This is a genomic window from Gilliamella sp. LMG 34360, from assembly GCF_984568995.1.
On record NZ_OZ474900.1, the window covers coordinates 1839343 to 1858976 of the forward strand.

Here is a 19634-nt window from a genome sequence, read left to right on the forward strand (position 1 = left end):
TGCTTTTTAATCAGAAACGGTGTCCTTGTTTATATTCAGACGATCTTTTAAAAATTTACCACCACATCAACAGTGAAAGTTCTTCCTGGTGCTGTTTGTAGCTCAATCGGATTGGTTACTTTTACATTATCTTGTGGATTTTTATAATATGTACTAAACATTGGCCACTTAAAGTAACGTCGATCGAAAATATTTAAGACTGATGCCCTAAAAGTAATATTTTTACTAGGATGCCAATTAAGATACGCATCATAAATAGCATATCCTTTAGGTTTGAATACTTCATCGTTAGATGAACTATCTTTTGACACACGTGTCACAGCTTTAGAGAACGTTCCAACTAACTCAGTATCAAAATTGTATTCTGGATGATGCCATTTAAGGCCAATAATACCTTGTAAAGGCATTGCTTCATTAAAATATGACTTTTTTTCACCAGGTGTTTCTTGTTTTTTACCATGTTGATAAGATGCGGAAGTATTTAAAGTCCAGTTATTTGAAAACCGCCACTCAGCCGATGATTCCAATCCCCAAAGATTTACTCTTGATAAATTTTTATATGTATAATCTTTAGGGCCAACACGAATAAAGTTTTTAATATAATTACTATAGTCAGCTTTAAAGGCACCAAAGCTAAACCAACCATTGGTATAATCGCCCCTTAATCCTGCTTCGTAGGATTTAACTTTTTCTGGTTTTAAATTAGGATTAGGTATCAAATTCATCGATACCGATGGCAAAGAAGTATATAACTGCTGAGCTGTTGGCATTTTAAAGCCTTCAGCATAACGGGCATAAATTGAATATTGATCTGTAAGGTTGAATAAAGTTCCTAATTGAGGAATCAAGCGATGAGAAGTTAATTTACGAGGCTCTTTTCCTTGAATAACAGCATAATAACTATCAATATCAGGTTTAATTTTATAAGTAGCATAACGTAAACCAGGTTTAACTTTTAAACGTTCCGTAAATATATGAAACTCATCTTGCAAATAAATATCTGCTCGTTGAGTTTTAGAATTAGCAAAATTGAATCCACCTCCAATGGTAGTTATACCATTTTTTGTACTTTTATTACGGTAATCGCTGTGGGTAATATCACCTTGAAATCCATACACTAAATCATGATCAACATTCAAAAAATCCAAGTTTGAATTGAATTGTAAATCAACTTGCCAAAATTTCTCTTTATAATCATTTGTGGTATAGGTATAGATTGGATTACGCTTTCTATCGATTTGTTCACGACGAGATTTTAGATAACGTTCTTGAGGAGAATAAGAGATCATTGTTTTGATTTGATCGATAAAAGGCAAAGCGGGTGACCATGAGTCTTCTATAGCATAACGCTTTCTTGTCTGTATTTGAGTTCTTCTATAATCACCATTAAAAGTACCAGAAGATTGTAAACCATAATCGTATAACTGTTTAACAAAAGAATTAGAGCGGAAATTTTCAAAAGTTAATTTTGTCTCACGATTATCATTATGATAAACCAGTTTTGACAACATATTTTCAGCTTTTGCATCTAACGGATTGAGTTTATTACATCTAATTGCGTTTTCGCCTCGAGGACATCCCCATATCCCCCCATTCGCTTTAGCTTTTTTTAGCTTTGTTTCTTGATAGTCACGTCGACTAAAACTGATAAGTGCTTCTAAATTTGGCATTAATTCTAATGCCAGCATACCTGTTTTTGTATTCTGCTTATTCAAGCTATCATAAGCATCTTTAATTTGTACTGCATAAGCTTTACCTTTCAGTAAATCATTAGGATCTAATGTTTTGAATGCAACAACTCCACCTAATGCATCCGCTCCCCATAAAACTGAACCCGGTCCCCGCACGATTTCAACATTTTTAATTGTCGATAAATCGATAAAATTACGATTACCGTCTTGCAAACCTTCGATTACTCTTGCACCATCAACCTGTAATTGCACCCGATTTCCAGCCATCCCTCTAATTCTGATTCCACCCAAATTACCATAAGGATCGGTCCCTGATGTTTGTCTATTTACCGAAATACCGGGAAGATAACGGACTAAATCTTCCATTGTTGTCATTTGATGATCATCAATGGTCTTTCTACTTATGATATCGACAGTTTCTGGAATGGTTAATTTAGCTTTTTTTTGCCGACTTGCTGTCACAGTTATTGTTTCTAATTCATCATTACCCGCCAATACCGGCAAAGAGATTGAAGCAATTATAAAAGTTAAAAAGATATTATTTACTCTCATCCATACACCATAAAACATATTAAAACTTATAAAGTATTGCTCCAATATTTGATGTTTATCATATTTATTGCGCTAATCTAACAAATTTACTTAAAGCGATCAATGATAATAATTATTACTAACATTTAATAATGATTATCATTAGTATTTATATTGAACGTTTTTAATATTAAATGAGATAACGAGATTTAGATTTATTATCGAGGGACAGCTAAGTAAAATTGAGTTATCAAAATGAGATTGTTATTACTAAAAAATTTATAACAAATCACAAATAGAAAATTGATTAGCCATTATCGACTAATCAAAATAGAATTAATTATTTTTTCGCTAATAAAACTAAAATTTCCATATGTGATGTATGAGGGAACATATCAAATAGTTGAACCTTTACTATTTGATAATTGGATAAAAAGGTTAGATCCTCGGTTAACGAAGTCAAATTACAACTGGAATATAAAACATAGTTTGGTTTAACATTTTCTAAATATTGCATCAAATCTTTACCTGCTCCACGACGAGGAGGATTAAGTAAAACTAAATCAGGTATATCTTGCGTAGCAATGGCGTACTGTGTTGCATCGAGTGATTTGAATGTCAAATGTTTAAAACCTAAAGTATTTGCTGTTTTTGATGCGCACTCAATAGCATCAGAATTAATTTCGATACCTGTTAATTTAATATCATTTGATGCGGCATTATTGACACAACTCAAACCAAACCCGCCTACCCCACAAAAGAGATCCCAAATAGAGTTAATTGGCAGAGTTGCAACCCACTCGCTTGTAGTTTTATAAAGGTTTTCCGCGATATAAGTATTCGTTTGAAAAAAACTTTTGGACTTAATATACAGTGGAATATGATTTAATGTCATAGGTAAAAAAGCATTATGAGTTAGAACAATTTCTTGATCACCTTCTAAAATTGCTGCATGCTTAGGTTGAATATTAATTGAAACAACAAGTAAATTTTGAATCTTCTCTTGCAACTGTTTATAGGTATCTCTTATTTTTTGAACGAATTTATCTGATTTTACTACGAACCTTAACATATATTTGTGTTCGCCAGCACTGACGCTCTCGTTGATAATTACAAATTTCAATTCACCTTTTCGCTTATTGATATTATATGGAACTAAACCCTGTTTCCGAATGTAACTACGAACTATTTTAAGGATGCTTTGCATACTGTGGGTATAAAGAGGACAATCACATAAATCAACAGTTTCATCACCATTTTGAATACCTAATACTGGTTTTTCAACGGTCCCAAGCACAGCCATTTTAGCTTTATTACGAAAAGCTGCCTCGCGACTCGCAAAAGGAGATTTAACGTCTAATGGTTTAAAAGGAATTAATTGTTCTAAAATTTTATTTTGTTTAATTTCAAGTTGAGTTGGATAAGAATAGTCAATCCACTGACAAGATGAACATTTATTTTGTTGATAATAACTACATTGCATCACTATATAACCTTTTTTTATAATCAATAATTATATACTTAAACTATGCTAATAAATATTAGTTTTCAATTTTATACTAAAACGTACCCTTAACATGAAACTTCTTTACAAAAAAATTATGTATTTAATTCACACAACTAATTTATTAATCGCGATGATTTGACGAAATAATGGTATATGATAGGATATTGCCATGAAAATTACAGGAACACTCTAATGTCTATTAAATTAAAAACCCCCGCTGAAATTGAAAAAATGCGTATAGCAGGAAAACTTGCTGCTGAAGTATTAGAAATGATTGAACCCTATGTAAAACCAGGTATTAGTACTGGTGAGCTTGATAAAATCTGTTACGATTATATTGTTAACGTTCAAAAAGCTATTCCGGCCAATATTGGTTATAGTGGTTATCAACATACTACTTGTATTTCAATCAATGATGTCGTTTGTCATGGTATCCCAAGTTTTGATAAAAAATTAAAAGATGGTGATATTTTAAATATTGATGTAACTGTTATTAAAGATGGTTATCATGGTGATACGTCCCGAATGTACATAGCGGGTAAACCCACTGTTGCTGGTGAAAAACTTTGCCAAGTTACCCAACAAAGCTTATATGAAGCAATAAAAATTATCAAACCTGGTATTCGTTTAAAAGAAATTGGTAAGACAATTCAAAAATATGTTGATAAATTTGGTTTTTCATCAGTCCGTGAATATTGTGGTCATGGTATCGGCGAAGTGTATCACGACGAACCGCAAGTACTGCATTACGATGCTGATGATGGTGGTGTGATTTTGAAATCAGGAATGACATTTACCATTGAACCAATGGTGAATACTGGTGATTGGCGAACACGCACAATGAAAGACGGCTGGACAGTGAAAACTAAAGATCATGGTCTTTCTGCTCAATATGAACACACCCTTTTAGTGACGGATAATGGTGTTGAAATTTTAACATTGCGTAGCAATGAAGACTTTCCACGAATTATTGAACATTAAATAGAGAAAGATTCAACAATTTTATTATTGTTGAATCTCCTCATTTCTCAAAATTTATCCAATACTCTTAGATTCGAGTTTTTTTCCTCTAATTTCTTGTTTAATTCATCAACTTTACTTTTATATATTTTTTCTTTCAAAATTTTAATATAAGGTTGCCATAGTTGATGAGAATAACAATCAAGGCTCAATATAGAAAGTAACCACATTAACATGCGTAGCCAAAATCGTTTATACTTTGGTTTCATAAAAATTAATATAAAAGTGTATAAAGTTTACGGCGATAAGCACTTGCTAAAGGATTACTTGTTCCAAGAGCAGCAAGCAGATCCAGTAATGTTTTTTTCACCTGTCCATCCCCAGCATTTAGATCATGGGTTAATGGTTTAAATAACAATTCTAGTGCTTCTTCATGTCGCCCTACTTGCATTAATTGTGATGATAATTGAATCATAAGTTCTACATTATCAGGTTGTTTGGCAAGTTCAGCTTGTAATTGTTGAAGTTCAGGCGAATTGGCTGCTTGCTCAAGCAATTCAATTTCAGCTTGCAATCCATGAAAATCAGAGTCTTGATCTTGCAGAGGAATTGTTGCTAATACCTCTTTAGCTTCACTAAGCTGTTTTTGTTCTATTTGAGCTTTAACTAACATTAAGGCGATATCTGTTCTTGGTTTACCTAAATGATCGGTTAATGTTTTCCATGCTTGTCTTAATAATGGTAAAGCTTGTTCATATTTGGCTTCATTAAACAAATTTTGTGCTTCAATCCATTTAAGTTCATCTTCATTTGGTAGAACTTTCTCTAAAAACGCTCTAATCGTTTCTTCTGGTTGGGGACCTTGAAAACCATCAACAGGTTGTCCATTTTGAAATAAATAAACAGTTGGGATAGCGCGTAAACCAAATTGTGCAGCTAACATCTGCTGCTCATCACAATTTACACTGGCTAATACAAACTGCCCAGGATATTCATTTGCTAAATTAGTTAATGTTTGTGTCATTGCTTCATAATTTGGGCTTCTAGGAGACCAAAAATAAAACAACACTGGATATTTAGAAGAGATTTCTATAACCTCTTGAATATTTTGCTCATTAACATCAAAAATGAATTGGTTTTGCATAATATGTCCTAGTAATATGATGAGTTATTATTTGTTCTTTAAAATTTTATCCATTAATCTATCTGGAAGCAAACGTTTAGCAATGGCTGCAATTTTAGTTACTTTTGTTACCCTGTAACGTATTTTGGGTTTCGGATGTTCTAACGCATGAAACAAATAGGGCAAAACAGCTTCAGGAGGCAGAGTAAAACGTTTTGCAATTGGCGGATTTTTCACAATATTTTCTTTTTCTGTTTGATTAACATTATTAGAGAAATAAGTTTTTAATGGACCCGGCTCAATTAAACAAACTTTAATACCTGTGTTACTCAATTCTAATCGTAATACATCAGACCAAGCTTCTAATGCATATTTACTTGCACTGTATGCGCCTCGACCTGGTGTAGCTATAATACCAACAATTGAACTTGTTTGAATAATTCGACCTGCATTTTGTGATAACATGGCTGGCAATAGTAGCTGAGTCAACTGATGCACACCAAAAAAATTGGTAGAAAATTGTGATTCTAACTGCTCACGATTTATGCTATTTAATCGTCCATAAACACCAAATCCAGCGTTATTGAATAATGCGTATAACTTACCCTCTGTTAATGCCAATACTTCTTGTGCTGCATGAGTAACTGACTCAGGATTATCTAAATCAAGCAGAACACATTCAAATCCTTGCTCCATGAGTTTTTTTTGATCGGCTTCTTTACGGCATGAGGTAATGACACGATATCCACTTTTTTTAAGGGCAATCGCTGAAATTAAGCCAATCCCACTAGAACAACCCGTAATAAAAATCGTTTGCAACTTTGTTTGCTCCGTTATATTCAAATATTGTCAAGTTTGTTTATAGCAATTATGATAGCACAACTAAATTCAAGTTACTTATTGTAAACCAAGAGGATCAAATGAAAATTGCCATTATTGCCGCAATGGAAGAAGAAGTTGCTATACTTAAAAGCAAAATAACCCATTACCATGTAGAACGCCATCTAGAATACGACTTTCATCTTGGCCAAATCGCAAATTGTGAAATTGTTTTACTGCAATCTGGTATTGGTAAAGTAGCTGCGGCATCTGGTACTACTTTATTATTAAATAATTATAAAGTTGATGCTGTAATCAATACGGGGTCGGCAGGAGGACTCTCTTCAGAACTCAATATTGGCGATATTATTGTGTCAAAAGAGGTATTTTACCATGATGTTGATTTAACCGCTTTTGGTTATAAGCCTGGACAAATGTCCGGTTGCCCAGTTGCTTTTGAAGCCGATTTAAAGTATCAATTATTAGCCAAAACTTGCATTAAAAAACATGGTGTTAATGCTATCGAAGGGTCAATTGGCAGTGGTGATGCTTTTATAAATGGTAAATCTAATTTAGAAAGAATAAAGCAAACTTTCCCTGACGCAATTGCGGTTGAAATGGAGGCTGCCGCAATCGGTCATGTTTGTTGGTTATATAAGACGCCATTTGTCGTAGTTCGTGCAATTTCAGATAATGGGGATAGTGAATCTGCTGTTGATTTCCAGTCGTTTTTGAAAGTAGCTGCAGCTCAATCATCATTGATTGTTGAATCAATGTTAAGTGAGCTTGCTTAAAACGCCCATTACCAATATTTATAAAAGTTATAAGCCATATGGTCTAAATAAAGGCTCTCTCCAACCAGATAACAGTTCTGGTTGGCTTCCGTTTTTATCTGCTTGCCATTTTACATATTGATTAATTAATCGCCGTGAAAGTAATAAATCTTGATTCAATCCAGTATGAGAACAAATATCTTGGGCGATAAGTTTTAATTCATCACTAATTTTTTTGTAATTAGGGTAACTCGTTACCCTACAAATCGGCGATAATTCCGGAACAGGTTCTGACAAAATATTTAATATTTTCTGTCCATATAAACGAATTTCTTTCCCTTTCAAGCCTAAATTACCCAATTGTGCTAATGAAGTTGGCGAGTATCGGGCAATGTTCCATAATGTCTTTTCATGTACAACGAAATTCAATGCTAAATCTTGCTCTTTCGCCAAGTTATAACGCCAACTGGCTAATTTATACAATTGTCCTAAACTTCGCCCTTTTAATTGCCAACTGTTTTTGATATTCAGATAAGCATCATTCGGGTTTATTGTTTCACATTTACGAGCAACAACCATTTGGCTCTCTTGATAGGCTGCTTCTAGATAACCTTTTGAGGTTAATTGTGCTTTTAAAATATTGACTAAAGGATACAAATACAACACATCATTAATCGCATATTCACATTGCTTATCCGTCAATGGTCTCTTTAGCCAGTCAGTTCTCGTTTCACTTTTATCGAGTTCCACTTGTAAATATTTATTAACTAAGTTTGCATAACCACTACTTAGTGGGTTATCCAAAAATGAAGCTAAGATTTGGCTATCAATAATAGGGGTTGGAATAGAGCCAAATTGATGAAGAAAAACTTCAAGATCTTCGCTACAGGAATGAAAATACTTTTCGATGTTAGGAGCATTTAAAATGCTCAAAAAAGCATGCCAATTAGTAATATTAATCGGATCAATGAGCGCTGCGTGCTCACCATTAAAAACTTGTAAAAGCCCTAAATGAGGATAGAACGTTCGTGTACGAACAAATTCAGTATCCAAGGCCAAAGCAGTGCTGTTGCCGATTTTTGAACAATAATCAATTAACTGCTTATTATTAACTATATATTGATAAGACAAAGTTTAAATTCCTACGAAGAAAAATTAATGAACTCAGGGAGTTTTTTATCAAATGTTACATCAATGACTACTATTTCTGAACGTGTCATTAAGCGAATTGGAGGTCCCCAAAAACCAAATCCACTACTTACAATACTGGTAAAATGCTGTTTTGTATTTTTATATATTCCATAATTATTTTTATAGATTAATTTTTCAATAAGATTAATGGGAAACACTTGCCCAGCATGGGTATGTCCAGAAATCATTAAATCGACACCTAAATTTGCAGGTTCATCAAGATCATGTGGCTGATGATCTAACAATATAATCGGTTTGTTGGTATTAGAAAACACCATAAGATCTGGCAATGATGCTCGTTTAATATCATAACGCGATGAAGAAAAATCATCCCGACCGATAAAAGTAATACCTACGTTATCAAGGTGAACTACATCATCTTTTAAAACTCTCATATTTGCGTGTTTAAAAGCATTGATAATATCTTCTTCATGATTATTTTCTTCTTTAATATTCAAATATTCATGATTACCAAAAATAATATAGGTTCCATATTCTGACTTAAGTTGCTGAAATTGTTTATCAAAGCCTTTTTCAGTAAAAGGTTGTAACCGTCTATCCAACGTGTCGCCAGTAATTACAATAAAATCTGCATTGAGTTGATTTACTTTATCAACCATGTGTTGAATTCTATCAGAAGAAGTCATGTCATTAATATGAATATCACTCAATTGCACAATACGCAGTTTATTAACTTTTGTCCTTTTATCAATTTTAACTTGATAGTTCACTACGCTAGGTTCCATTGCCATTTCATGGCCGTAATAAAATAATGAACAAATGCCAAGAATATATACAACTTTAGTTGATAATTGAGGTTTTAACCTTTTTTTACTGATCCAACGGCCAATATCAAATATTAATGTAACAAAAACACTGCAAATCATTATTGCACAAACAGTATTTAAGATTAGTGGTAGCCAATAAGTTGAAAGACTTTCCGATAACCTTGATAATACAATTGATACCCCAGTCATAATAACAACTGTCCAATAAACAATTTGATAATAACCAGTTAAAGAAAAGTTAAACCAAAACTGCCATCGTTTTCCCAAATAGACAGCCATTGAGCAACTAATGATAATAGCTATAGAAACGGCTATAAGATCTGCAATAGTCATAATAATCCAAACAATAGAAGTCAAAAAATGTTATAATAACAGAATTTATTTCAATAGCACCAATATGTTTTATGAGTATTAAAAAAGATCAATTATTTTCTACACCAATTGATAAATTGGGCGATTGGACATTCGATGAAAAAGTTGCTGAAGTATTTCCTGATATGGTTCAACGTTCCGTACCAGGTTATTCAAATATTATTTCTATAATTGGTATGCTCGCAGAAAGATTTGTTCAACCCAATTCAACAATTTATGATTTAGGTTGTTCATTAGGAGCAGCTACTCTATCCATTCGTCGAAATGTCAGTAATAAAAACTGCCGTATTATTGCTGTTGATAATTCACAGCCAATGGTCGAACGTTGTAAAAGGCATATTGAATCTTATAAAGCCAATACTCCAGTCGATGTGATTTGTGACGATATTTGCAATATTGATATGCAAAACGCCTCAATGGTGGTACTGAATTTTACTTTACAATTTTTAACACCAGAAAACCGACAACAAGTTTTAAATAAAATTTATCAGGCATTAAACCCCAATGGGATCTTAATACTATCCGAAAAATTTAGTTTTAATGATTCAACCGTTGATGAACTGCTATTTAATATGCATCATGACTTTAAACGTGCAAATGGTTATAGCGAACTTGAAATTAGTCAAAAGCGAAACATGCTCGAGAATGTCATGCTTACTGATACCATAGAAACCCATAAAAAACGGCTATCGGATGCGGGTTTTAAACATATTGATACTTGGTTTCAATGTTTTAATTTTGGCTCAATCATTGCCATTAAATAACACATTAATTTACTCTATTAAATAGGAAAAAAGAATGATTGATTTTGGCAATTTTTACCAAATTATCGCTAAAAATAAACTAAGCAAATGGCTTGAGGTATTACCTGCACAACTTGCCAATTGGCAAAAAAGCAATATTGATAATCGTTTTAATCAATGGCTCAACAGTATTAAACATCTACCTACAATTAAACCTTATCAAATTGATCTATTAAATAGTGTAACAGTCGAAAGTGAACAACCGATTTCAATCGGTGACCAACAACGTATTACTCAATTGCTTAAAAATATGATGCCTTGGCGTAAAGGCCCTTTTCATCTTTATGGTATTAATATCGATACTGAGTGGCGTTCAGATTGGAAATGGGAACGATTGATTCCTCATATTAATAATCTTGCAGGAAAAACAGTTTTGGATGTGGGGTGTAATAGTGGTTATCATTTATGGCGAATGGTTGGAGCAGGCGCTAAGCTAGCGGTTGGTATTGATCCTATGGCGCTTTACCTTTGTCAATTCGAAGCGATTCGCAAATTGTTGGGTAACGATCAACGTGCTCATTTATTACCACTTGGCATAGAAGAACTGCCTAAACTCAATGCGTTTGATACCGTATTTTCTATGGGCGTGTTATATCACAGACGTTCTCCTTTGGATCATCTATTTCAATTAAAAGATCAATTGGTTGATGGTGGGCAACTAGTACTTGAAACTTTAGTTATTGATGGTGATCTACATCAAGCTCTAATGCCAGGCGAACGCTATGCGCAAATGCGAAATGTCTATTTTATTCCATCGGTTCCAACGATGATTAATTGGTTACATAAATGCGGATTTTCTGATGTTAAGATGGTTGATAAATCAGTAACGAGTTTGGACGAACAACGTAAAACCGAATGGATGACATCAGATTCATTAGCTGATTTCTTAGATCCAAATGATTCAAGTAAAACCATTGAAGGCTACCCTGCACCAATGCGGGCAGTATTTATAGCTAAGAAATAAGATTAAGCAACCAACCTCTCATTCTGTTGAAAAGCCCATTTTCAAAGGATGAGCGGTTAACTGATTAAATCAAATATCATTAACTTTTAGCCCTGATAAAAAACTAAAATTAATTGTAAAAGTACTCTTTAAAACTTTCTGATTTTTATTTTTTTAATCACTTTTATAGAATGATTTAAAATGCAAAAATTAGGGTTAACAATCAATAATATTTACCATTTTTATCTAGAGTACTTCAAAAAATAATGAAAATTGTAAAAAAGTTTGAGGAAAACTATACGTTTCAGTATAAAACCTATTTATTGATCATTAACCAATACTTTTCGCTATCATCTATATAAGTTAATCTGCACACAATATTTACAGTTAATTATTTGAAACTAGCTCATTTTATGAACAAATCTCATTCATTGAAAGTATTGCGGGTACAATTCGATGATCAGTATATTCAAAACGAAATAGAAAACGAATATCATAATGATTTAGTACATTAATCAAATTTTCGTTATGACAAAATTCATGATTAAATCTTATCCGCAGATCTTCCGCAAGGTATTGCGCAAGTATGGTTTGGCTATCGGATGGGATTTTAAATTCAAATAAAATATTGTTGCTATTATAGCTAATATTAGTAATTTCGGTGCCATCTGCTGTTTTGAAAGGAAATTTGCCCTTTTTACCTAATAGGGAACTTTTTGCACTCTCAACAATCGCTGAACTTACTTTATCAACCGAAAGTATATCATCATCGCTATAAACGGGAGAAAACACCATAATTCCAGAAAGCAATACCATTAATTTAACCAAATTTCTCATTATTTTATCCTTTAATCCTGCTTTATCACTCTTTTTAGTAAAATGAAGTTTATTCTGGTATACCTCTATATCAATAGATGATAAGAGTAATATTTTATCTTTTTTAATTATTATTTAAATAAATGAAATTTGTTAATTATCATACACAAAATTTTAGAAAAAAAGAGTATCTAATAAATTTATATTTGTCGTTTTAGTCAATATTGCTAGTCAATTATTTTTGCGTTGAACATCATAAATAGAATGAAATCAGATAAAAGATAAACTTTTATTTATACCATCACGTGACATTGTCACATTTATAAATACTTGGTCATCTCTGTTTTGATCCGTTTAACTATACTTGTTAATCATTTTATCTATTAAAGTAGGCATAGATAATGATCAAGCAACAAAGCGTTAAATACCAAAGAGATCATTGGTGTAATAATAAATATTAAAGTGTGATTATATTGATTGAATAAAGGACATAAAAAGGTAACACAATGGTTACCTTAAGATATAACAAAAAGATTATTTCTTATTTGGATGAGGATCTTTAACTGAATCACCTTGACCAGACATAATATACCAGCCATTTTTACTATGAGGTTTTTTATTATGATCTGGGCAAGGAGGTAACGATTTTTTACTCTGGTTTGAATATACATAGCCACAATCAGCACATTTAAAAGTGCCAGCTGAAGCGTCACTACCGTATGCAGCAAATTTTTGTACCATTATAAGCTCCTCCAGTAAATTAATATGAATGATAAGTACAATTCTTATCACTCTTATATATAAACGCTGATCTAGCAATAAATCAAGCTAAGAAATGGTTTAATTTTGACCATTTTCATTATTTAAGCATTATTAAAATAGTTAATTTACAAAAAAATTAATTTGAGCAGCTTATCATGGATTTATATAAGTTAATTGATGCTGGTCATCAAAGCTAATCATAATTTGACCATTAGGATGAGTAACAATTTTTACAGCCGAAAAATCAGTAATTGTGAATTGTGCACCAACACTTTATAAGTTCTCTCCCCCAATGCCAACACAATATGTACCTGCTGCTACAGCAGATTTTACGCCACTTGAGGAATCTTCAAATACAATTGTATGATTGGCTGGAATATTTAATCGCTTGATTGCTAAAAGATAAGGATCAGGATAAGGTTTACCTTTAGTGACATCGTCACGTTCTACAATTACTGAAATACAGCCATCGACTTTCAATAATTTTATGACGGAATCAATTTTTTGACGCCACCCACTTGTAACAATTCCGATACGAATACCTACTTTATGCAATGCTAAAATAAGTTCAGCTACACCATCGATAGGTTTATAGATAGCTGTATTTTCGATATATATTATATAATCTTGAACTTTTTGCTGATCGGCTGCTGACAAATCGCCAAATAGTGCTGAAATGGTATGGGGTCCAGGTTGACCATGAATATGCTTAATCATTTCATCATTTGAAATTTCCCTGTCATACATCTGTGCCACTTCACACCAAACCCTTTCAATTACTGAGTTAGAATCAATTAATACACCATCCATATCAAATAAAACAGCATTAAAATTTTTTATAATATTATTCATAACCTTTATCCTTAATTTATACGAGATTTAAATCATCATTTCTGTTATCTTTAACAAAAAACATCATAAATAGGATTTTAGGTTATGTATAATTCCAATTTTTTAGGATTCTATAGATGCAATGAATAGATCTAAAGTTATTACGAGCCTTTGTAAAATTGGTCGAAAAAGGCAATTATAGTGTAGCGGCTAAATCGTTGTTTGTTACTCAACCAATCTTAACAAAACAGATTCAAGCTTTAGAAACGTTAACAGGTGGACAACTATTTTTGCGAGGGCGACACGGTGCAACTTTAACCTCTTTTGGTAGTCAATTGTTTGTCAAAGCAAAATCCATTTTACAATCGCATGATAATTTTTTAAATTATATCAAGCAACTTAACCAAAGTGAACAACAGATTTTATCTATTGGATTTAACCTATCATCATTTGTAAAAGTACCCTTATGGATTGACCAATTCTCTAAGTGCGAGCCCAATTGTGAAGTACGACTGAATCATCTACCATCAAGTATTCAAATTGACATGCTACTTGAAGGATCCTTACAAATCGGCTTTGTACGCTTGCCAGTAGACAACAAGCTGGCTACTCAAGTTATTTGTCATGAAATGCTGGCACTCGCCATACCTGAAAATTATCCGAAAGATCTGAGCAATAGCTTGCAAGAGATATTAAACCATTACTCATTATATCAACTTGATAACATTACCTACCCTTGTCTAGCAGCGCAAACCGAACAATTTTTACAAAGTAATCTATTAAGAGCCAACAAAATTTTTGTAAAAGGTGATCTGACAACACTGCTAGCATTAGTTGCTAGTGGTAACGCTGTCACCTTAATTCCTCAAAGTATGCAACAATTCCTACCGGCAAATGTTAAACTCCTCATTCCTGAACAAAATACTGTTCAATGGGAAATTGCAATGGTTTGGAATCCCAAAATTAACAATGATTATCGTGATAACTTTATAAAAATCGTCAATACTCAAAATTAATCAGCAAAACTTTAATAAGTTATAAAAAATCTTATGCAATTTAAATAAGTTTTAATTGTTTATCTTCTCGAAAAAAAATACCAAACAATACAAATTGCTCCGACCATAATAAAAGTTTTAACTAAACGATTTTTTATATTATTACTTACCTTTTTTATCTCAACTGCATCGATGAATTGATCGAATGATTGAATAAAATCATCAAATGAATTGGAAATATGAGATATCCCCTGTTCTTCATTCGACCATAGATAAATAGTTCCATAGTCGTCCTCTTTTAATGAAATTAAATAACTATTAAGGTTATGATCGTAAGCAAAAGGTAACATGAATTGCAATTCTGGATTTTCAATCAATAGTTCATTATATATTCGTGTTATGGTCGAATGGCCATATTTGATGCTATAAAAACCACTCAAATATTCACAATTAAGATCATTTACTTTAGGAAAATCCCCACCATTAAATTCATGGAAAAAATCAAGAAAAGAAGAAGGAATTTTCGCATCAAATAATCGGTTGAAATCAATAATATCTTCGTAGGTTAATTTTTGTTGACTATTCTCAAGTATCAATGCCATTTTGTATTTCCTTTTTAATATTAACTATTTTTTCCTATAGTAATCACCCCATGACATATACAATTCTGATATTAATAGTTCAATGATGTATCGTTTATATACCTAGAAAATCATTATAAATCATGCAAATAACCATATCCATTTTTAGAATTAAAGATGATAATTAAAAAATAAAAATAGCATTGCGAGCGTCTATTAGATCTTATTTCATAATAATAATCAGATGGAGAATGTTTTTGCCGTTCTATGTGATTAACTGAACTGATTGTAACAGAAAACTTGAACAAATTTTTGTCGATTTTGTCCTTTTTGATTTTATTAAGAAGATAAATACAAAGTAGTCTTATAACTTTGAGAATTTACATAAAAATTGGGATGTTGTTCACAATTGAACATTTAAATAAAAAGTATTATTTTGCTTATAACAATTAATTACTGATTTTCCAGTATTTGTTTTGGCGTTTCCATAATCAAGAAAGCTATCACAATCCAAATTAAAAATTGGATCTATGCCTATCTTCCTTGTTCTGATTTACAATAAAATGGCATTGTATCTACCAATTAAATGATTTTATATTATTTAATATGTTAACAATTTCAAAAAATTTATTATTTTAAATGTTAGTCGTTTTTTAAGTCATCTCAATTCCAACATTCGATGATTCTTAAAATAATATTGTTTTGATTTTCCATTATTATTTACATAATAACGTAAAACCAACAACTAACTTCGCTAAAAAGTTTGAGGTCACGCCTGTATTTTAGTATAAAATATCAAAATAACTTTATATCTAATGTTAGATATAACTATCATTATTGGATAATTGATTGGTTTAAGTCTTATCATATTTAGATATATATTCTCACAGTGATATATCCTTAAAATTATTCTAGTTATATTAATACACCTCTCGCTTGTGTACTTGCTCACCAAATCATACATTATGATTTAACATTAAACTGAAATAATTGGAGATTTTATTTAAAGTTAAAAACCTTAGGCTAATATGTTCTGATTGTTGATATTATTAGCCAAATGACTATAAAATCATTAAATGTTAGCCATCTATTTTTATTTGGTAATGGATTTAAGTGCGATTTGCAATAGGAATAATTTATTGAAAATTCGATGAATTTAATCATCATATTGTAAAAAAGCATCATTTTCAAAAAAGAAAACAAAAGAATTAAATAAATCATCTAATGTTGGATTATCTAATTGATCGTTAGCTACATCAATAATACTTTCAATATCGGCTTTTTCTAATGTTGGTATCCAATTTGCTTCAATAGCTTGCTTAGGTAAATTAATCTGGTAATCATTGTCAATATCCTCATCTTCACAAAAGAATCCTATTGTATCAAGTGTCCAAGATTTTGAATCAGGAGGCAGATAAAACCAATTATTTGACATGTTTTCAATATTAATTAAGGCATCTTGTATAGATATTAAAGGCATTTTTACTCCTTAATATTTATGAATAATCCTATTTGTCTTGTTTTCTATTTTCTTTTACTAATGTATTGGGATAGATTTGAAAATAGCGCTTAAACGAAACAGGACATGTCACCAAAGGGGAATATTTTAAAACCCATGGTAAACTTTTAATCGGCTTGCTAAACAGCTTAATTATCCAACCATCGCTACCGTTTGGGAACATAAATTTAAAACTTATGGAATTGTCATTTAGAATTTTAATATCGCCAACTTTGAAAATACTGGGTGTTAACCAACCATGCTGACCACCAATAATAACATGATCAACAATTTTTTTACTCTGAGAATCAAGTAAATATATGTACAACTCTTCGTCATAAAGTCCCATATCAATATCGATGACAAACAATAAGAGATAACGATTGTTATAAAGATAAGCTGCTTTTAAATCACAAACTTCCAGTTTGTCATGAAAACAAACACCATCGACTTCAACCTGCGCACCTATTACGCCCTTTTTATTGCGAGGTAACGCTTTTAAAATAATATTGGATAGTGGTTCTATCATGATCATTTCCTAATAAAAATGCTTAACTCTTATACAATAATATTAACAAAGAACTTTATCAATATAAAAGTAGAGATATTCATTATTAGAATAATCAAAATAGTAAATTAGATCTTCTTATAAATAACATAGGTTACAAAAATAAATTTACTTAATACTATATGAACATTTTGCGATTAATAGTAACAATACTTCTTTTTTTAAATGTAGTGTACTGAAAAATAAAATTATTATTCAATATATGTTAACAGAATATTCTCATCTCTAATGCTTTTGTCAGTACTGACAATATTTTTTTAAAAATAAGTTAGAAAGGATGTTAATGATTATAATCTATGTTATCAACAAGACAATAATATTCAAGCAAGATTACTTTTTCAAAAACTATATGGCAAATCACATCATAATTTAGGTTTAAAAATTATTTTAATATTTCAATTGGCAATACTGTAATTGAGATATCAGAACTAAAATTTTGATATTAAAAAAAATATGCCTTTTTAAAGTAGTAATAATATGACAATTTCATTGGATCGACCGACCACTCAAATTACTACTCCTCTAAAAAATAAGCCAAAATAAAATAAAAGAAATCCTTCCTTTTAAAATAATTACCTGAAGTTAACGAACCAATCATACTAACAATTAATTCAAAAGTTACAACAATCATCTTTCAATTAAATCTAATATCTCAATATCACAATATCATCCGAACGTAACTCTATAGGATCATTAGTTTCTTTAACATAAATGGCAAATTATGTCAGTTAATAAATTTCATATTTATTGCACCTATTTTTTTAAAATACTTTTCTTATTTTTTGTGATATTGGACATTCCAATTTTTAATTGCTGACAATATAGATAAAAATCGTATTAAAAAAGCAAAATAAAAACTAATAGGACTTGAACCAGTGACCAATCGATTATGAGTTTTTTGGATAGAGGTTTTAAATCAAAAACTTAGTTATTAATCAATTAGTTAATTATGCATATAAAAACATATTAAGCACTATAAAATCATTTTCGATCGCCAATTTACCGCCATTTTTTATTTAATTTAGTTTATTATTATTGAAATAATAATGACTCAATCTCTCTTTAATTAATCATGGTCTAACGGATTTAATTTCACGGCATCTTCGAAGTGATCTGGGGCAAAATGAGCGTAGCGCATGGTCATTTTTATATCGGTATGGCCTAAGATTTTTTGCAGGACTAATATATTGCCACCATTCATCATAAAGTGGCTCGCAAAAGTGTGGCGTAATACATGTGTTAATTGTCGATCAGGTAGCTCAATACCAGTTCTATCTAATGCCGAGCGAAAGGCCGAATAACAAGCAGTGAAAAGCTGGCCATTTTTATTGGGAATTTGTTGAAATAACTCATCACTAATCGGAATTGTGCGGTTACGTTTACCTTTAGTATTAATGTAGGTAATCTTTCTGTTCTTAACTTGAGCGCTTTTTAAGCTTTCAGCTTCACTCCATCTGGCCCCTGTTGCCAAACAAATTTTAACTATAATGGTTAAATCGGTTGCACTACTTTGCTGACAAGAATTGAGTAATGATTGAATTTGTTCTTTGGATAAATAAGCCATCTCTTGTTCATCGGTTTTAAATGAACGAACGAGTTCCAAAGGATTTTTATGCTGCCACTCCCCTAGCCGAATTAACTCATTAAACATGGCTTTAAAATAAGTTAATTCAAGGTTCATCGTTCTAGGAGCAACCGTTTTAATGCGATCAGTTCGATATATCTCACCGTCAATCCGCTTTTGGCGATAAGTAGTAAATTGTTTTGCAGTGAAATTTGTTGCTAATGGATTGTCCATACAATCACTGGCAAAAAGCATTGCTTTTAATCGAGTTTGACCGTCTTTTAAGGTTTGACCATGCAACGAATACCAACTTTGAATTAATTCAGATAAACGACGCTTATCAATTTTTTCATTAATCCATGGTTTTTGATTTGCTTGTTCTTCAAGATAATTTTCATATGCTAATGCTTCTCCTTTGGTGGCGAAGTTTTTACGGATCCGACGACCACCAGGAAGATATTTTTCAAATAACCATTTACCATTAGGTTGTTTTCTTACTGACATAAGTACAATTAGTC

Annotated in this window: 18 protein-coding genes; 5 read left to right on the top strand and 13 right to left on the bottom strand. The window is 31.5% G+C overall.

All coding sequences use genetic code 11. From position 1 onward, the window contains the following. Positions 1-47 precede the first annotated feature (47 nt). Positions 48-2243, bottom strand: a complete 2196-nt coding sequence (locus tag AC5LW9_RS08265; protein ID WP_493455637.1) for a TonB-dependent hemoglobin/transferrin/lactoferrin family receptor — start codon at positions 2241-2243, stop codon at positions 48-50. A 319-nt stretch (positions 2244-2562) separates the two neighbouring features. Beyond that, the gene (gene rlmC / locus AC5LW9_RS08270; protein ID WP_493455638.1) at positions 2563-3705 is read right to left on the bottom strand and encodes a 23S rRNA (uracil(747)-C(5))-methyltransferase RlmC; all 1143 of its coding nucleotides are present in this window, start codon (positions 3703-3705) and stop codon (positions 2563-2565) included. 216 nt (positions 3706-3921) lie between these two features. Here rlmC and map point away from each other — a divergent pair, with 216 nt between their 5' ends. Beyond that, positions 3922-4710: a type I methionyl aminopeptidase gene (map, locus tag AC5LW9_RS08275; protein WP_493455639.1), complete on the top strand. Its 789-nt coding sequence runs from the start codon at positions 3922-3924 to the stop codon at positions 4708-4710. Between the two features lie 253 nt (positions 4711-4963). On the opposite strand, the gene AC5LW9_RS08280 is transcribed toward map, so the two are convergent. Both AC5LW9_RS08280 and AC5LW9_RS08285 read right to left on the bottom strand, forming a co-directional pair. Further along, positions 4964-5833, bottom strand: coding sequence for a co-chaperone YbbN (locus tag AC5LW9_RS08280; RefSeq protein ID WP_493455640.1), 870 nt, complete (start codon positions 5831-5833; stop codon positions 4964-4966). Positions 5834-5860: 27 nt separating this feature from the next. After that, positions 5861-6631, bottom strand: coding sequence for an SDR family oxidoreductase (locus tag AC5LW9_RS08285; protein WP_493455641.1), 771 nt, complete (start codon positions 6629-6631; stop codon positions 5861-5863). A gap of 101 nt (positions 6632-6732) precedes the next feature. Between AC5LW9_RS08285 and AC5LW9_RS08290 the strand changes: the two genes are divergently transcribed. After that, the gene (locus AC5LW9_RS08290) at positions 6733-7425 is read left to right on the top strand and encodes a 5'-methylthioadenosine/adenosylhomocysteine nucleosidase (protein WP_493455642.1); all 693 of its coding nucleotides are present in this window, start codon (positions 6733-6735) and stop codon (positions 7423-7425) included. A gap of 27 nt (positions 7426-7452) precedes the next feature. Here the strand turns inward: AC5LW9_RS08290 and rnd are convergent, their stop codons facing one another. Both rnd and AC5LW9_RS08300 read right to left on the bottom strand, forming a co-directional pair. Then, positions 7453-8535 carry a ribonuclease D gene (gene rnd / locus AC5LW9_RS08295; RefSeq protein WP_493439678.1) on the bottom strand — a complete coding sequence of 361 codons (1083 nt, stop codon included), beginning with the start codon at positions 8533-8535 and terminating at the stop codon, positions 7453-7455. Positions 8536-8546: 11 nt separating this feature from the next. Next, positions 8547-9716, bottom strand: a complete 1170-nt coding sequence (locus tag AC5LW9_RS08300; RefSeq protein WP_493439677.1) for a metallophosphoesterase — start codon at positions 9714-9716, stop codon at positions 8547-8549. Between the two features lie 71 nt (positions 9717-9787). Here AC5LW9_RS08300 and cmoA point away from each other — a divergent pair, with 71 nt between their 5' ends. Continuing rightward, on the top strand, positions 9788-10519 hold the full coding sequence (gene cmoA / locus AC5LW9_RS08305; RefSeq protein ID WP_493439676.1) for a carboxy-S-adenosyl-L-methionine synthase CmoA: 732 nt from the start codon (positions 9788-9790) through the stop codon (positions 10517-10519). 34 nt (positions 10520-10553) lie between these two features. Then, complete coding sequence (cmoB, locus tag AC5LW9_RS08310; protein WP_493455643.1) at positions 10554-11522, top strand: tRNA 5-methoxyuridine(34)/uridine 5-oxyacetic acid(34) synthase CmoB; 969 nt, start codon at positions 10554-10556, stop codon at positions 11520-11522. Positions 11523-11912: 390 nt separating this feature from the next. On the opposite strand, the gene AC5LW9_RS08315 is transcribed toward cmoB, so the two are convergent. The 3 genes from AC5LW9_RS08315 to AC5LW9_RS08325 form a co-directional block, all read right to left on the bottom strand. Next, a complete protein-coding gene (locus AC5LW9_RS08315; RefSeq protein WP_198228931.1) occupies positions 11913-12338 on the bottom strand; it encodes a hypothetical protein in 426 nt (141 codons plus the stop codon). 513 nt (positions 12339-12851) lie between these two features. Further along, positions 12852-13058, bottom strand: a complete 207-nt coding sequence (locus AC5LW9_RS08320; protein ID WP_025315619.1) for a hypothetical protein — start codon at positions 13056-13058, stop codon at positions 12852-12854. 294 nt (positions 13059-13352) lie between these two features. Next, the gene (locus AC5LW9_RS08325) at positions 13353-13931 is read right to left on the bottom strand and encodes an HAD family hydrolase (protein WP_493455644.1); all 579 of its coding nucleotides are present in this window, start codon (positions 13929-13931) and stop codon (positions 13353-13355) included. A gap of 158 nt (positions 13932-14089) precedes the next feature. Between AC5LW9_RS08325 and AC5LW9_RS08330 the strand changes: the two genes are divergently transcribed. Further along, positions 14090-14926 carry a LysR family transcriptional regulator gene (locus tag AC5LW9_RS08330; protein WP_493455645.1) on the top strand — a complete coding sequence of 279 codons (837 nt, stop codon included), beginning with the start codon at positions 14090-14092 and terminating at the stop codon, positions 14924-14926. Positions 14927-14985: 59 nt separating this feature from the next. On the opposite strand, the gene AC5LW9_RS08335 is transcribed toward AC5LW9_RS08330, so the two are convergent. The 4 genes from AC5LW9_RS08335 to AC5LW9_RS08350 form a co-directional block, all read right to left on the bottom strand. Further along, positions 14986-15507: an SMI1/KNR4 family protein gene (locus AC5LW9_RS08335; RefSeq protein WP_198228935.1), complete on the bottom strand. Its 522-nt coding sequence runs from the start codon at positions 15505-15507 to the stop codon at positions 14986-14988. Positions 15508-16642: 1135 nt separating this feature from the next. Next, entirely contained in the window at positions 16643-16966 is a 324-nt protein-coding gene (locus AC5LW9_RS08340) for a DUF7716 domain-containing protein (RefSeq protein WP_493455646.1), read from the bottom strand. A gap of 28 nt (positions 16967-16994) precedes the next feature. Next, positions 16995-17513: a hypothetical protein gene (locus tag AC5LW9_RS08345; protein WP_198228937.1), complete on the bottom strand. Its 519-nt coding sequence runs from the start codon at positions 17511-17513 to the stop codon at positions 16995-16997. A gap of 1105 nt (positions 17514-18618) precedes the next feature. After that, on the bottom strand, positions 18619-19620 hold the full coding sequence (locus tag AC5LW9_RS08350; RefSeq protein WP_198228938.1) for a phage integrase: 1002 nt from the start codon (positions 19618-19620) through the stop codon (positions 18619-18621). Positions 19621-19634 lie beyond the last annotated feature (14 nt).